The organism is Alkalihalobacillus sp. MEB130 (assembly GCF_032335535.1).
GTDB lineage: Bacteria > Bacillota > Bacilli > Bacillales > Bacillaceae_D > Halalkalibacter.
In genome coordinates this window covers 150,065-166,321 of record NZ_JAOANA010000002.1, presented here as the reverse complement: position 1 = coordinate 166,321, position 16,257 = coordinate 150,065, and the positions used below count along the sequence as shown (strand labels likewise).

The following is a 16,257-nucleotide window of genomic DNA, read 5'->3' as shown; positions in this document are numbered from 1 at the left end:
AAAAAAATTTAGTACTTATTTTTGTTGTCATGACGTGCACGAGTGAAGTCGAACGATTTAATTCGACTTCACTCGTGCATATTTTTTCCTCTTGAGGAGATACTTTTCTTAGACATCATCTCCCGCGATAGGAGGGAAAGAATTGACACGAAATAAAGTTGAGATTTGCGGTGTAGATACCTCGAAGTTACCTGTTCTAAAGAACACTGAAATGCGAGAGTTATTTCAGCGATTGCAAAATGGTGAAGAAAGTGCACGTGAAACATTAGTGAATGGAAATTTACGTCTAGTGCTTAGTGTAATTCAACGATTTAACAATCGCGGAGAATACGTAGACGACCTTTTTCAGGTAGGTTGTATTGGACTAATGAAATCAATTGATAATTTTGATTTGAGCCAAAACGTTAAATTCTCTACATACGCGGTTCCTATGATTATAGGTGAAATTCGTCGCTACCTACGTGATAATAATCCGATCCGTGTCTCTCGTTCTTTACGAGATATCGCCTATAAAGCGCTACAGGTTCGAGATCAGATCATGTCAGAGAAAAAACGTGAAAAAGAACCAACTGTCCAAGAAATTGCAAAGGTATTAGACGTACCGAAAGAGGATGTTGTTTTTGCGTTAGATGCGATTCAAGATCCAGTTTCTCTGTTTGAACCAATTTATAATGATGGTGGGGATCCGATTTTCGTCATGGATCAAATTTCTGACGAACGGAACAAAGATGTCAATTGGGTTGAAGAAATTGCTCTCAAAGAAGCAATGGTCAGATTGAATGATCGAGAAAAAATGATATTGAATATGCGTTTTTTCCAAGGGAAGACACAAATGGAAGTAGCTGATGAAATTGGAATATCGCAAGCGCAAGTTTCGCGATTAGAAAAAGCTGCCATTCAACAAATGAATAAACACGCTCAAATTTAACAGATGAAAGATGACTTCTTCTTATCCATTTTGCTTACTTAAGATTCATGAGGGAATCCTTTAGAATCTTAAGTAAGTATGTGAAAAGAGAAGTCATCTTTTTTATGCTTAAATCTCTTTTGTCATGTACACGTATTTGTTCATATTCCTAATACAACCTCGCATATAGTGAAGAAAGAATCCTATAAAAAAGAGGTGCCAAAACATGATGAAAATTTCGGAGCTACAAGTTAAGGATATTGTGAATATGGATAATGGAAAAAGATTAGGCCATTTAACGGATTTGGAGATAAATCTGAAAACAGGTGCGATTGATGCATTGGTTATTAATAGTTCTGGAAAAATGATGGGTTTGTTTGGGAAAGAATCGGAGGAGGTTGTTATTCCATGGAAAAATATCATTCGTATCGGATCGGATGTCATCTTAGTTGAAGTACCTAATCATTATGGTAGGTCACCGCAAAACCAAGAACAGCATCCTTCGACAATGAGAAAAAGATGAATAAAAAGAAAGTCGTTTCTTGTAAGTGTGTTCATATGCTAAAATATAAATAATGAAAAGTTTTCCTGCAAAGGAAAGTTGATGAAAATGAGGAGAGGAGAGATGCAGATGGAACCGTTTATTCAAAAATGTGAACGCTATGTATCAATTGAACCATGGCATCAAGCTTTTCCTCGCCTCATTTCTGGATTTTCTACGAGAAATGGCGGGAACAGTCAATCACCTTATACGAGCTTAAACTTAGGCTTTCATGTTGGGGATGAACCTGAAGTAGTTAGACGTAATCGGTCACTATTAGCATCTGATCTCAATATGGAGCTAACTAGATGGGTTGGGACTGAACAGGTTCATGAAGCGACTATTAAAAAAGTAACTAATAATGATGTAGGATTAGGTAGTGAAAGCATTGAAACAGCAATTAAAAGTACAGATGGAATATACACATTAGAAAAAAACATACTATTGACTAGCTTATATGCTGATTGTGTCCCTTTATACTTTTATGCACCACATTATAATGCAGTAGGACTTGCACATGCCGGCTGGCGTGGGACGGTTCAAAACATTGCTTCTGGGATGATAACAATGTGGGCAGAAAATGAAGGGATCCCCTTAGAAGATATTCATGTTGCAATTGGTCCGTGCATAAGTCAACAAGCTTATGAAGTTGACGAAAAAGTGATAGCGGAAGTAGATAAAGTTTGGCCTGAGGACCTTCCTTATAAACCATATAATCCTTCGCGTGATCAGAAATTTTTTCTGGATCTAAGAGAAGTAAACAAACAGTTAATAATTGAAGCTGGGGTTCAAGAGTCTAAAGTACTTGTATCAGCTATTTGCACAGCGGAAGATAAGAGAATGTTTTCACATCGGGCTGAAAGTGGTAAGACAGGGAGATTAATGAGTTTTATTGGATTAAGACTGGATGGTGAATGACGATGACTGTGAAAGAAAGGTTTAGTCAATTGCAAAAAAAAATAAATGATGTATGTGAGAGCTGCAATCGTGATCCTTCATCGGTCCAAATTGTAGCCGTAACGAAATATGTAAGTATGGAAACAACGGCGGAAGCTCTCGATGCAGGGTTGTTACATATTGGAGAAAATCGGACCGAGGGGGCTGTTCAAAAATGGAACGGCCTCGGTGATCGGGGAATTTGGCATTTCATTGGATCATTGCAATCAAGGAAAGTGAAAGAGATTACAGGGAAGTTTGAGTATCTCCATTCTCTTGACCGGCTTTCTCTAGCAAAAGAATTGGACAAGCGACTAGAAGATGGACAAGTGATGAAATGTTTTGTTCAAGTTAATGTCTCTGGAGAACAATCTAAGTCGGGACTTACTCCAGGAGAAGTTATTCCGTTTATAAATGACCTAGCTGACTATCCACGAATTGTAATTGTGGGGTTAATGACAATGGCGCCTTTTTATGATGATCCTGAATTAACTAGACCAATTTTTAGAAAGCTTAGAGAAATTCGTGACTCTGTTCAAGAATTAGAACTAGCGCATGCACCATGTAAAGAACTATCAATGGGAATGTCCAATGACTATCATGTAGCTATTGAAGAAGGTGCAACGTTTATCAGGATTGGTTCCGCTTTAGTCGGTAAAGAATAACAGAAGTGAGAGGAGAATAATAATGGGGATGAAGTCAAAATTTAAACGTTTTTTTGAATTAGAAGATGAATATGAGGAAATTGAGGAGTATGTGGACGAGCGTTATGAAAACGACGAACCAGAACAAAAACGTCGTTCGCGAAGCCAACAAAAGCAACCAGCAAGTGGGCCAACTCCTCAGAATGTAGTAAGTTTACAAAGTGTTCAAAAAGGAGCAAAAGTAATATTACAAGAGCCTCGTACGTATGATGAAGCTCAAGAAATTGCTGATCATTTAAAAAATAGAAAAGCAGTGATCATCAATTTACAACGTATTTCTCATGACCAAGCGAAACGAGTAGTCGATTTTTTAAGTGGAACAGTGTATGCTATTGGGGGGGACATTCAAAAGATAGGCTCAAACATTTTTTTATGTACACCTGATAATGTAGATGTTACAGGTACAATTACAGAAATGATGCAGGAGCATTTTGAATAGAAGCAAGTAGAAGGTGGTGAATGTTTTGCAAACAATTGGATTATTACTTCATCAAGCATTATATATTTATTCTTTCTTTATTATTGGTTATATACTAATGTCATGGTTTCCGAACGCCCGTGAATCATCAATTGGACAATTTATTGGCCGAATCGTTGAGCCATATTTAGAGCCATTTAGAAAATTTGTTCCACCCCTTGGAATGATTGATCTTTCTCCAATCGTCGCTATTATCGTACTTCGCTTAGCGGGTGGCGGTGTTCGTGCCCTTTTTGGCATTTAGCAGTTAGGAGTGAGCAACCATAAGTATCTATCAGCACTTTCGTGAGGAAGAACGTCCCTTTGTTGACCAAGTAATTGAGTGGCAAGAAGATGTCAAATACAGACATATAGATCGTTTAACTGATTTTCTAGATCCGCGCCAACAAGAAATTGCACGAACTATAATTGGACATGATGAAGATGTGAGCCTCTCCTTTTCGGGAGGCTCTCGTTATGCAGAGCGTTGTCGATTGCGTTTAACCCCGCCCTATTTAGAAACCTCTGACGAAGATTTTAATCTTACCCTTTTTTCCATAGACTACCCATCTAAATTTGTTACTTTGCAGCATCGAGATATTTTAGGATCCATTATGAATATTGGTATAAAGAGAGAGAAGTTTGGAGATATTTCGTTGAACGATAATGGAGTGGCTCAAATTATTATCGCGTCAGAAATTTCTGATTATGTAGAGATGAATGTTCAAACGATTGGAAAAGCCCCTGTCCATTTGAATCGAATCCCAATATCTGAGCACATTATACCTAAAGATGAATGGATTGAAGATGTCACTACGACTTCTTCAATGAGACTTGATGTGATTATGGCTAAGATATACAAGTTATCAAGATCGAAAGTGTCGCCCTATATTGAAAAAGGATTAGTAAAAGTAAACTGGAAAACAGTTGATCGAACTGATTTTACGTTAGAAGCAGGGGACTACATATCGGTCAGAGGATATGGAAGGGCAAAAATAATAGCGATTGAAGGTTTGACGAAAAAGGAGAAATATCGACTTCGATTTGGAAAGAAACAATAAGAGATTTATAAAAAAATGCAGGAAATTCGAAATCTGTGTCGAAATTACAAATAAAAGAAGCGAGCCAGTAAAAATCAAGGGATTTGAAAGGTTCATTTTTGACTAAATGATGTTAACAACTTGGAGGTGGCTTATATGCCTTTGACCCCTTTGGATATCCATAACAAAGAATTTACTAGAGGGTTTCGTGGATATGATGAAGATGAAGTGAATGAATTTTTGGACCAAGTCATTAAGGATTACGAAGCTGTTCTTCGTGAAAAAAAGGATTTATTTGAACGAGTTACGGACCTTGACGAAAAACTGGAACATTTTAAAAATATCGAGGAAACATTAAACAAATCCATTTTAGTAGCGCAAGAAGCAGCCGAAGAAGTTAGACGGAGTGCGCAAAAAGAAGCGCAGCTTATTGTTAAAGAAGCAGAGAAGAATGCCGATCGTATCATTAACGACTCCTTGATGAAATCAAGAAAAGTGATGATGGATATGGAGGAGTTGAAAAAGCAAGCTTCCGTTTATAAGATGAGATTTAAAATGCTCATTGAAGCTCAGTTAGAAATGCTTCAATCAGATGATTGGGATGAGGTAACAGAAGAAGAGGAACTAATGGAAGAGCGGACATAACGCTTTTTTTGAGAGAGCCTTGCACTTCTTGCCATGCTATCATATAATGATAATCATTAAATGAATGTTGATAAAGACAATGATAGGGAAGAGTACAATGACTAAAAACGTGAGAAGCGATTCAGGGGTGGTGTGAGCCTGAACACGTTCACATTGGAAAATCACCCTTGAGTTTTGCACTGAAAAGTTAAAGTAGGCTGCAACGAGTTATTCCCGTTACGAATGATTGAGTGGAAAGCTTTTGCTTTCTATCAGGGTGGTACCACGGGTTAACTTCTCGTCCCTTTTGGGATGAGAAGTTTTTTGTATTTGTCGAACAATTTCATAGTTACTAGGAGGAAGAACGTTAATGGATTACAAAGACACGCTATTAATGCCAAAAACAGAGTTTCCAATGAGAGGAAACTTGCCAAACCGCGAGCCGCAAAGACAAGAACAATGGAACGAAATGGATATTTATAAAAAAGTACAAGATCGTACAAAGGGAAGACCTTTATTTGTTTTGCATGATGGTCCTCCATATGCAAATGGAGATATTCATATGGGGCACGCCCTTAATAAAATTCTTAAAGATATGATCGTTCGTTATAAGTCAATGAGTGGTTTCCATGCTCCGTATGTTCCAGGATGGGATACACATGGCTTACCAATTGAAACTGCTCTTACAAAGAGTGGTAAAGTTGACCGTAAGTCAATGAGCGTTGCCGAGTTTCGCAAATTATGTGAAGAGTATGCAAAAACACAAATTGATCGTCAACGTGAGCAATTTATTCGCTTAGGAGTACGTGGGGATTGGTATAATCCATATATAACTCTTGATAAGGCATATGAGTCTCAACAAATTAAAGTGTTCGGAGAAATGGCAAAAAAGGGCCATATTTATAAAGGGAAAAAACCTGTCTACTGGTCGCCTTCTTCTGAGTCTGCACTAGCAGAAGCCGAAATTGAATATCAAGATAAGCGTTCGCCTTCCATTTATGTCGCTTTTAACATAAAAGAAGGAAATGAAGTACTTTCTGGTGATGAGGCTATCATTATCTGGACAACGACACCATGGACCATTCCAGCGAATCTTGGTATTTCGGTTCATCCAGATCTTGATTACAACGTTGTTGCTGTTTCTGGAAAAAAATACGTGGTTGCAGCTGGTCTTCTTGAGACACTTCAAAAAGAATTTGAGTGGGAAAACGTGGAAGTTGTAAAAACGTTTAAAGGATCAGAAATTGAGTACGTAAAAGCAGTACACCCGATTTATGGTCGTGACTCTTTAATTATGTGTGGAGATCATGTCACGCTTGATGCTGGTACCGGTTGTGTTCATACAGCACCAGGTCACGGGGAAGAAGATTTCATTGTTGGACAAAAGTATGGACTTGATGTACTCTGTCCGGTCGACGATAAAGGGCATATGACAGAAGAAGCACCTGGATTTGAAGGTCTATTTTATGATGCTGCAAATAAACCAATTACTGAAAAATTGGATGAACTAGGTGCTCTGCTAAAATTAACGTTTATTACCCATTCTTATGCACATGATTGGCGTACAAAGAAACCCGTTATATATCGTGCAACCGCTCAATGGTTTGCTTCAATTGAAAATTTCCGTACGGATTTACTAAAGGCGATTGAAGAGGTAGAGTGGATGCCAAAGTGGGGAGAAACTCGTTTATTTAATATGGTACGCGATCGTGGAGATTGGTGTATTTCTCGTCAACGTGCTTGGGGTGTCCCAATTCCAGTTTTTTATGGTGAAAACGGAGAGCCTATTATTACAGATGAGACGATCGATCATGTGTCGAACTTGTTCCGTGAACATGGATCCAATATTTGGTTTGAGTGGGAAACTGCGCAATTGTTACCTGAAGGTTTCACATCTGAACATAGTCCAAATGGAACTTTCACTCGAGAAATGGACATTATGGATGTTTGGTTTGATTCAGGTTCCTCTCATCAAGCTGTGCTAGAAGAACGTGACGACTTACAACGCCCGGCCGACCTTTACTTAGAAGGATCTGATCAATACCGTGGATGGTTTAACTCATCGCTTTCTACAAGTGTTGCTGTGACAGGAAAAGCACCATATAAAGGTGTTTTGAGTCATGGATTTGCTCTTGATGGTGAGGGACGCAAAATGAGTAAGTCCATTGGGAATGTTGTGATTCCTAATGATGTTATGAAGCAGCTTGGAGCTGATATTTTACGTTTATGGGTAGCTTCTGTAGATTATCAAGCAGATGTACGCGTTTCAGATAAAATTTTAAAACAAGTATCGGAATCCTATCGTAAGATTCGTAATACGTTCCGATTCTTATTAGGAAATTTACATGATTTTGATCCAGCGAAACATTATGTGAAAGATTTGAAAGACGTCGATCTATTTATGCTCGTTAAGTTAAACGAAGTGATTGAGAAGGTTGAACAAGCGTATGATCAATATCAATTCTCTACGGTGTACCATACCATTCATAACTTCTGTACGATCGAATTAAGTTCATTCTATATGGACTTAGCGAAAGATACTTTATACATTGAGCATGCAGACCATCCAGCTCGCCGTGCGATTCAAACCGTGATGTATGAAGTTCTTGTTAGTTTAACAAAACTAGTTTCTCCAATTTTAAGCCATACGGCAGATGAAGTGTGGGAACATATTCCGGCAGTAAGTGAAGAAAGTGTGCAGTTAACGGATATGCCAACAGTTACTTCTTTTGGTGAAGTAGAAGAGCTAAAGTCGAAATGGAATCATTTTATGGCTGTAAGAGATGATGTCTTAAAAGCTCTTGAGCAAGCTAGAAATGAAAAGAAAATTGGGAAGTCATTAACGGCGGCTATTACGCTTTATTCAAGTGGTGAAGTGGCAGAATTACTTAAAGGAATTTCACAACTTGAAAAATTATTTATTGTCTCTAACGTAACATTAGCGGGAGACGTTAGTGAAGCCCCATCGGATGCGGTTGTGTTTGAACAATTAGCGATTGTTGTTGAGTCTGCTAAAGGCGAAACGTGTGAGCGTTGTTGGGTTGTTTCTGAAACAGTAGGAACTGACCAAGAGCATTCTGGACTGTGTACTTCTTGTGCAGAAACGGTTAAAAAACATTACGTGAATAGCTAATATAAACACGTAACCAGTATGATAAATGTTTATTTCTTTCGGGGTGTTCCAAAAGTCGGAATCAGATTTTTGGAACACCTCTTTTTCTTACTTTGACAAATGTTGTGTTGGCTATATCTCCATCTGTTGGTCACAATAAGAAGGAGCGCCTATATAGTAGCGCGATTTGTTATGGGGGAGATGAAAATGACAGATTATACACAAATAAAACAACAGTTACTGGAGCGGAAATCTGAATTAGAAAAACGAATAAATGACCACTTTAAAGAAGAGCAGTCTCGAACGCTTTCCTTTTCCACCGGAGAGTTATCTCAGTATGATAATCACCCAGCCGATACTGCTACAGACCTATATGAGCGTGAGAAAGATTTTGCACTTTTAGAACAAGTCGAGAGAGAGCATGAAGAAATAGAACATGCATTAGCCAAATTTGAAAATGGTACCTTTGGTATTTGTGAAGTGACAGGGCAGGTAATTCCATACGAGCGTTTAGAAGCCAATCCAGCTGCTAGAGCTGTTGTGGGCGCTGTAGACAATCGAATTACTGATGATAGGCCTCCTGAGGAAGATGTTCTTGAAGGGTTTGAAAAATTCAATTTTGATCATGATGATCATGAAACACAATTTGATGCAGAGGATGCTTATCAATCCGTAGCAGAATTTAACGAGAATTCAATGACATTTGAAGATTCATCTTTAGATGAAAATGGTGAACTCATTGGTTATGTTGAAGAGATAGAAGGTTTCCTTTCAACTGGAATTGAAGGCTATACAGGGGATGAAGATGTTACTTTTGAGAGGAATGTTCACTACGACCAATACTTGAACGGAAAGTAGGGGGTCATCCCCCTCTTTTTGTGCTATAATGCTTTACGTATCAAGTAGGCACAGAATGGGGGAATTATGTTGAGATATTATCTTATCGCTCTTCTTGTTATTATAGTTGATCAACTAACGAAATGGATTGTTGATACACAAATGGCTATTGGAGAACGAATTCCTGTAATAGAGCAAGTTTTTTATATTACATCACACCGAAATAAAGGCGCTGCTTTTGGAATTCTTCAAGGTCAAATGTGGTTCTTTTATATCATTACAACCATTGTTATTATTGGGATCGTCTATTATATGCAGAAAGAAGCCAAGAACAGTCGTTTATTTGGGATCTCTTTAGCATTATTGCTCGGGGGAGCAATTGGCAATTTTATTGATCGTCTATTCCGAGGAGAAGTAGTTGATTTTGTAGATACATACATATTCGGTTATAATTTTGCCATTTTTAATGTAGCAGATGCAGCTTTATGTGTTGGAGTAGGGTTATTGTTTGTGAAAATGATAAATGATGAGCGTAAATTGAAGAAGGAGAGTAAGTAATGGAACAATTTGAATGGACAGTTTCACTTGATCATGCGTCATTACGTATTGATAAGTTCTTAACCATGGACGGGAAATGGTCACGAACTCAAGTGCAGTTATGGATTAAGGATGATCATGTAAAAGTAAACAATCAAAAAGTAAAAAGCAATTATAAAGTTAGCGAGGGGGATGTAATCACTTTAGACATTCCTGATGTTGAGGAGTTACAAGTGGAAGCAGAAAACATTCCATTAGATGTTGTTTACGAAGATGCGGATGTAATTGTTATTAATAAGCCTAGAGGGATGGTGGTTCATCCAGCTCCAGGTCATTATTCAGGTACCTTAGTAAATGCTTTAATGTATCATTGTCAGGATTTATCAGGCATTAATGGAGTGATAAGACCAGGGATTGTTCACCGGATTGATAAAGACACGTCTGGTTTAATTATGGTAGCTAAAAACGATCAAGCTCATGAATCTTTAGTTGACCAATTAAAAGCGAAAACTACTCGCCGACTATATAAAGCGATTGTGCATGGGATTATTCCACATCAACATGGTACGGTTGATGCACCAATTGGACGAGATAAAAAAGATCGTCAAAGCATGACGGTAACAGAAGAGAATAGCCGAGATGCCGTAACGCATTTTACAGTTCTTGAAACGTTTGAGAAGTACACATATGTTCAATGTGAGTTGGAAACGGGTAGGACCCATCAAATCCGGGTTCATATGAAATATATTGGTTATCCATTAGCTGGAGATCCGAAATACGGACCAAAGAAAAAGACGCTGGATATTGAAGGACAAGCCCTTCATGCAGCAGTTCTTGGTTTTTCTCATCCTAAAACAGGGGAAGAAATGGTTTTTGAAGCTCCGCTTCCAAAAGATATGGAACAAGTATTATTGCAATTACGAAGTCAATAAAACTTGTTGACATTATATTCATCATAGGTCATACTATAGAAAGAATTTAATAGTCCTTTAACTTAGTCCCGTGAGGCTGAGAAGGAAACGGAGTAATTGGAACAGACGTAGTAACGTCTATATTCCCTTACGTACTAATCCTCTCATGTCTATAGTGGCATGAGAGTTTTTTCGTTTCTGGAAAAAATGGAGGTGGAAAGAATGTCGAGAGTCATTTTAGATGAACAAGCAATCAGAAGAGCAACAACTCGTATTGCTCATGAAATAATTGAGCACAATAAAGGTATTGATAATTGTATTCTTGTTGGAATTAAAACTCGTGGAATTTATCTTGCAAAGCGACTAGCTGAGCGAATTGAGAAAATTGAAGGTGAAAAAATTCCTGTAGGAGAAATTGATATAACACTTTATCGAGATGATTTAACAGTAAAAACACCTTCCGAAGAACCAATTCTACAAGGTACAGATATCCCAGTCGATATTAGTAACCGAAAAGTTATTTTAATTGATGATGTTCTTTACACAGGAAGAACGGTTAGAGCTGCTTTAGATGCGCTTATTGATATTGGCAGGCCGGAACAAATTCAATTGGCTGTTTTGATTGATCGTGGACATAGAGAGTTACCAATTCGTCCTGATTATGTTGGGAAAAACGTTCCAACATCAAAAAGCGAAAAAATTGTTGCAAATTTAAGTGAAGTCGATTCAACAGATGAAGTAACAATTGAACAAAATAATAAAATACCTCTTTAAGGTAGTCCAGTGAGGCTAGTAAGAGGGTCAAGCTTTCTAATCTTATATGGTTAGAAAGAATTGAACCTCTTTGCCTTAAAGCAAAGAGTTTTTTTGTTGAAGTTTTAGGAGGAACAGATATGGCAGTAGAGACAAAAGAAGTAGGCATCCGAGAAGTGCCAAGATTAGATAAATGGATCGTATTAAGTTTGCAACATTTGTTTGCGATGTTTGGAGCAACCATCCTTGTTCCCTATTTAGTAGGTTTAAGTCCTGCAGTTGCTCTTCTTTCAAGTGGATTAGGAACGTTAGCGTATCTTTTAGTTACAAAAGGGCAGGTTCCAGCTTACTTAGGCTCATCATTTGCTTTCATTGCACCGATCATCGCGGCTTCATCGTTAAATGGTCCTGAAGGGGCCATGATCGGAAGCTTTCTAGCTGGATTGGTTTATGGGTTGATCGCTCTTATTATTAAAGCGTATGGAGTGCAATCCATCATGCGATTCTTACCACCAATTGTAGTAGGGCCAGTTATTATGGTAATCGGGTTAGGTCTAGCAGGGGTAGCTATTGACATGGCAATGAACGAACCAGTTTCAGGTGAGTATTCGACAACGCACTTTATTGTCGCTCTCATTACATTAACAATTACCGTGCTTGCATCTATGTTCTTTAAGGGTTTTTTCAGTCTCGTACCAATTATGTTCGGGATTGTCGGTGGGTATATAACAGCATTGTTTTTAGGATTAGTTGATTGGCAACCGGTTCGTGATGCTAACTGGTTTGCAACGCCAGATGTGTTAGTGCCGTTTGTAACCTATGTTCCTTCATTTTCCTGGGAAATCGCTTTTATTATGGTCCCTGTAGCTGTTGTAACAATTGCAGAGCATATTGGAGACCAAATGGTTCTTAGTAAAGTAGTTGGAAAAGATTTTGTGAAAAAGCCAGGTTTACACAGATCCATTTTAGGAGATGGTGTAGCGACAATGATTGCTTCCTTCATAGGCGGGCCTCCGAATACAACATATGGAGAAAATATTGGAGTATTAGCGATTACACGAGTGTTTAGTGTGTTTGTAATAGGCGGTGCTGCGGTCCTTGCTGTTATCTTTTCCTTCATTGGCAAGTTTGCAGCTCTAATTTCGACGATTCCAACCGCAGTTATGGGCGGAGTATCTATCCTTTTATTTGGAATCATCGCATCATCTGGACTCCGAATGTTAATTGACAATGAAATTAACATTGGATTAAAGCGTAACTTGATTATTTCTTCGGTTATTCTTGTTATTGGTATTGGTGGAGCATTCATTCAAGTTCGAGATAACATTGAAATTGCAGGTATGGCTTTAGCAACGATCGTTGGTATCATCTTGCACATTGTATTACCGGAAAAAGAAGTAAGTTATGGAAAAAAAGCGATGTTTGAATCAGAGTAATTGAATAGTCCCTTTTAACGAAGTACAGAGAGACTTCAAAGGGGGTTTGGTGATCGGGAAGTCATACTTCTCTTCATCCTTATACCCTTAGAGTCCTTTTCTCTAAGGGTATTTTTTATATCTGAGTAACACATACATACTAAAGAGGAGGCTGGTTTTGATGGCGACATTAATCGATCAAAAAGCAATAAGAGGAGAATTACTTACATTAGAAACAATGTCAACAGTCGAAATTGCAACGATTCTTGAAGAGGCAGGACGTTTTGCTGAAGGGAAAGAGTGGCGGCCAAATAAAGAGTTATTTATTGCAAACCTTTTTTTTGAGCCAAGTACAAGAACGCGATACAGTTTTGAAGTTGCTGAAAAAATGTTAGGGCTTCATGTATTGTCTTTCTCAGAAGAAAGTTCAAGCGTACAAAAGGGTGAGTCGTTACTTGATACGGTTAAAACATTTGAAGCTATTGGAGCAAATGCTCTTGTCATTAGACATCCAGAAAATGACTATTACCAGCATATCCGTGAACAAATAAGCATTCCGATCATAAATGGAGGAGATGGCAGTGGTCACCACCCTACACAATCCTTGCTTGATTTACTAACCATACAACAAGAATTTTCAACTTTTTCAGGGTTGAACATTATGATTGCCGGGGATTTACGTCATAGTCGAGTGGCGCGTTCGAATGCAGACGTTCTAACCAGACTTGGTGCAAATGTGAAAATAGCTGGTCCAAAAGAATGGATGGCAGGGTATGATCAGGCCTATCAATATGTAGACTTTGACAGTGAATTACCTAAGGTAGATGTAGTTATGTTACTTCGAATTCAGCATGAACGTCATGATGGGAAAATGGAATTTACAAAAGAAAGTTACCATAACCAATATGGTCTAACAATAGAAAGAGAAAAAAGAATGAAATCAAATGCGATTATTTTACACCCAGCTCCAGTAAATCGCGGGGTAGAGTTAGCTAGTGAACTTGTTGAATGTGAAAAATCAAGAATATTTAAGCAAATGAAAAACGGTGTTGCAGTTAGAAAAGCGGTTGTGAAGCGCGCTTTGGACCAAATATAAGGGGGAATCAGGATGACAATTAAACTTGAAGGTGGAATGATTTTAGCTGAGGATGGAACGTTAAAGGGAAAAGATGTGTACATGGTAGATGGGCGTATTCAATTTACGCCCCCACCAACAACAGAGCAAGTGAAGGTCATTAATGTTGAAGGAAAACTAATTGCACCTGGTCTGGTTGATGTTCACGTTCATTTACGTGAGCCAGGTGGAGAAAAGAAAGAAACCATTGAAACAGGAACGATGTCAGCAGCAGCTGGTGGTTTTACAACTATTGCAGCGATGCCAAATACAAGACCTGTTCCGGATACAAAAGAACAAATGGAATGGTTACAAGAGCGAATTCAATCTACTGGGCACGTTCGTGTGTTGCCATATGCATCTATAACAACAAGACAATTAGGTCAAGAATTAACTGATTTTGAAGCATTAAAGCAGGCAGGTGCCTTTGCCTTTACAGATGATGGAGTTGGAGTTCAATCTGCTGACATGATGCTTCAAGCTATGAAGAAGGCAGCAGAAGTGAATATGGCGGTTGTTGCACATTGTGAAGAAAATACATTAATTCATGGTGGATGTGTTCATGAAGGAACATTCTCAAAGGAACATAACGTACCGGGAATTCCATCCGTTTGTGAATCTGTACATATTGCGCGTGATGTGTTATTAGCGGAAGCGGCAAATTGTCATTATCATGTATGCCATGTAAGTACAAAGGAGTCAGTTCGTGTGATAAGAGATGCAAAAAAAGCAGGAATTCACGTTACTGCTGAAGTATCGCCTCACCATCTTTTGCTATGCGAAGACGACATTCCAGGCTTAGATACCAATTTTAAAATGAATCCACCATTACGTGGAAAAGAAGATCAAGAAGCACTTTGGGAAGGACTTCTAGATGGCACAATTGATTTTATAGCAACTGATCATGCCCCGCATACAGAAGAAGAAAAAGCAGCAGGAATGGAACGTTCTCCTTTTGGAATTGTTGGTCTAGAAACAGCTTTTCCTTTGTTATATACGCACTTAGTAAAAACCGAGAAAGCTACATTACAACAACTTGTTGATTGGTTAACGGTTAAACCTGCAAGTACTTTTAATTTAGACTCTGGGGTTCTTCAAGAAGGTGCATTGGCTGATATTACCGTTATTGATCTTGAAGTAGAACGAACGATTGATAAGGAATCATTCTTGTCAAAAGGGAAAAATACACCATTTCATGGTTGGGCATGTTTTGGATGGCCAGAATATACATTTGTTAATGGAAAGCTTGTATTTGAGAAAGGAAAGGTGACAGCATGAAACGTCAACTCATTTTAGAGGATGGAAATGTATTTGTTGGAGAAGGGTTTGGAGCAGATAAAGTAATGAGTGGGGAAGTAGTTTTCAACACAGGTATGACAGGTTATCAAGAGATCTTATCTGATCCATCTTATTGTGGACAAATTGTTACCATGACTTATCCGTTAATCGGGAATTACGGGATTAATCGTGATGATTTTGAATCTGTTACACCAGCGATCAACGGTTTCATTGTAAAAGAATATGAGCCTGAGCCAAGCCACTGGCGTGAAGAGGAATCATTAGATACATTGCTTCGAGCAAAAGATATTCCTGGTCTTGCAGGAATCGATACTCGTAAATTAACTCGCTTAATTAGAGAGCACGGAACGCTTCGTGGACGTATTTGCTCAGTTGAAGTGAATGCACAAGAAGTAATTGAGGAGTTAAAACAAATGACATTTGTTCGAGACCAAGTACATCGTGTCTCGACAAAATCACCTTATCATGCTCCGGGTAGAGGAAACAAAGTGGTTCTAGTTGATTTTGGAATGAAGCACGGTATTTTACGCGAATTGATTGCAAGACAATGCGATGTGGTAGTCGTTCCTTATAATACAAGTGCTGAAGAAATTCTTCGTCTACGACCAGATGGTATTATGTTAAGTAACGGTCCTGGAGATCCCGTAGATGTACCAGGTGCAATTGATATGATTAAAGAAATCATTGGTAAAGTTCCGATCTTCGGTATTTGTCTAGGGCATCAACTTCTTGCACTTGCTTGCGGTGCAACGACAAGTAAATTACGCTTTGGTCATCGTGGGTCGAATACACCAGTTCGTGAACTGGCAACTGGAAAAATTGATATTACAGCTCAAAATCATGGATACACCGTAGATCTAGAGTCATTAGAAGAAACAGATCTTGAATTAACACATGTTGCGGTCAATGATGGAACGGTAGAAGGTCTTAGACATCGTACGCATGCAGCATTTTGTGTACAGTATCACCCAGAAGCATCACCAGGTCCTCATGATGCGAATAACTTGTTTAATCAGTTCGTAACAATGATGGAAACTGAAAAGAAATCAACTGTACTGGTCTAATTGAGG

The 16,257-nt window shown here is 38.4% G+C and carries 17 protein-coding genes and 1 other annotated feature; all 17 genes read left to right on the top strand.

Annotated features, from left to right (window positions below):
- Window positions 1-142 precede the first annotated feature (142 nt).
- The 17 genes from sigG to N0O92_RS02545 all read left to right on the top strand — a co-directional run bounded on the left by sigG (window position 143) and on the right by N0O92_RS02545 (window position 16,251).
- Window positions 143-928, top strand: coding sequence for an RNA polymerase sporulation sigma factor SigG (gene sigG / locus N0O92_RS02625; protein ID WP_034740762.1), 786 nt, complete (start codon window positions 143-145; stop codon window positions 926-928).
- Window positions 929-1,133: 205 nt separating this feature from the next.
- On the top strand, window positions 1,134-1,430 hold the full coding sequence (locus tag N0O92_RS02620; protein ID WP_315613051.1) for a YlmC/YmxH family sporulation protein: 297 nt from the start codon (window positions 1,134-1,136) through the stop codon (window positions 1,428-1,430).
- A 108-nt stretch (window positions 1,431-1,538) separates the two neighbouring features.
- On the top strand, window positions 1,539-2,366 hold the full coding sequence (gene pgeF, locus N0O92_RS02615) for a peptidoglycan editing factor PgeF (protein WP_315613050.1): 828 nt from the start codon (window positions 1,539-1,541) through the stop codon (window positions 2,364-2,366).
- Window positions 2,367-2,368: 2 nt separating this feature from the next.
- On the top strand, window positions 2,369-3,049 hold the full coding sequence (locus N0O92_RS02610) for a YggS family pyridoxal phosphate-dependent enzyme (RefSeq protein ID WP_315613049.1): 681 nt from the start codon (window positions 2,369-2,371) through the stop codon (window positions 3,047-3,049).
- A 22-nt stretch (window positions 3,050-3,071) separates the two neighbouring features.
- Window positions 3,072-3,527 (top strand): cell division protein SepF, encoded by a 456-nt coding sequence (locus N0O92_RS02605; RefSeq protein ID WP_315613048.1) that lies wholly within the window; start codon window positions 3,072-3,074, stop codon window positions 3,525-3,527.
- A gap of 25 nt (window positions 3,528-3,552) precedes the next feature.
- The gene (locus N0O92_RS02600) at window positions 3,553-3,810 is read left to right on the top strand and encodes a YggT family protein (RefSeq protein WP_315613047.1); all 258 of its coding nucleotides are present in this window, start codon (window positions 3,553-3,555) and stop codon (window positions 3,808-3,810) included.
- 181 nt (window positions 3,811-3,991) lie between these two features.
- Window positions 3,992-4,606, top strand: a complete 615-nt coding sequence (locus N0O92_RS02595) for a YlmH family RNA-binding protein (RefSeq protein ID WP_315613046.1) — start codon at window positions 3,992-3,994, stop codon at window positions 4,604-4,606.
- A gap of 135 nt (window positions 4,607-4,741) precedes the next feature.
- Complete coding sequence (locus N0O92_RS02590; RefSeq protein ID WP_315613045.1) at window positions 4,742-5,230, top strand: DivIVA domain-containing protein; 489 nt, start codon at window positions 4,742-4,744, stop codon at window positions 5,228-5,230.
- A gap of 70 nt (window positions 5,231-5,300) precedes the next feature.
- Window positions 5,301-5,518: a binding site (T-box leader), on the top strand.
- Window positions 5,519-5,579: 61 nt separating this feature from the next.
- Window positions 5,580-8,342, top strand: coding sequence for an isoleucine--tRNA ligase (gene ileS, locus N0O92_RS02585; RefSeq protein WP_315613044.1), 2,763 nt, complete (start codon window positions 5,580-5,582; stop codon window positions 8,340-8,342).
- A gap of 186 nt (window positions 8,343-8,528) precedes the next feature.
- A complete protein-coding gene (locus N0O92_RS02580) occupies window positions 8,529-9,179 on the top strand; it encodes a TraR/DksA C4-type zinc finger protein (RefSeq protein ID WP_315613043.1) in 651 nt (216 codons plus the stop codon).
- Window positions 9,180-9,248: 69 nt separating this feature from the next.
- Window positions 9,249-9,716, top strand: a complete 468-nt coding sequence (gene lspA / locus N0O92_RS02575) for a signal peptidase II (protein ID WP_315613243.1) — start codon at window positions 9,249-9,251, stop codon at window positions 9,714-9,716.
- Entirely contained in the window at window positions 9,716-10,627 is a 912-nt protein-coding gene (locus tag N0O92_RS02570) for an RluA family pseudouridine synthase (protein WP_315613042.1), read from the top strand. The genes lspA and N0O92_RS02570 overlap by 1 nt, the downstream gene beginning before the upstream one ends.
- 186 nt (window positions 10,628-10,813) lie before the next feature.
- Window positions 10,814-11,380: a bifunctional pyr operon transcriptional regulator/uracil phosphoribosyltransferase PyrR gene (gene pyrR / locus N0O92_RS02565; protein WP_315613242.1), complete on the top strand. Its 567-nt coding sequence runs from the start codon at window positions 10,814-10,816 to the stop codon at window positions 11,378-11,380.
- Window positions 11,381-11,499: 119 nt separating this feature from the next.
- A complete protein-coding gene (locus N0O92_RS02560; protein ID WP_315613041.1) occupies window positions 11,500-12,795 on the top strand; it encodes a solute carrier family 23 protein in 1,296 nt (431 codons plus the stop codon).
- A 160-nt stretch (window positions 12,796-12,955) separates the two neighbouring features.
- Window positions 12,956-13,870 carry an aspartate carbamoyltransferase catalytic subunit gene (locus N0O92_RS02555; protein WP_315613040.1) on the top strand — a complete coding sequence of 305 codons (915 nt, stop codon included), beginning with the start codon at window positions 12,956-12,958 and terminating at the stop codon, window positions 13,868-13,870.
- Window positions 13,871-13,882: 12 nt separating this feature from the next.
- On the top strand, window positions 13,883-15,166 hold the full coding sequence (locus N0O92_RS02550) for a dihydroorotase (RefSeq protein WP_315613039.1): 1,284 nt from the start codon (window positions 13,883-13,885) through the stop codon (window positions 15,164-15,166).
- A complete protein-coding gene (locus tag N0O92_RS02545) occupies window positions 15,163-16,251 on the top strand; it encodes a carbamoyl phosphate synthase small subunit (protein ID WP_315613038.1) in 1,089 nt (362 codons plus the stop codon). Before N0O92_RS02550 ends, N0O92_RS02545 begins: the two co-directional genes overlap by 4 nt.
- Window positions 16,252-16,257 lie beyond the last annotated feature (6 nt).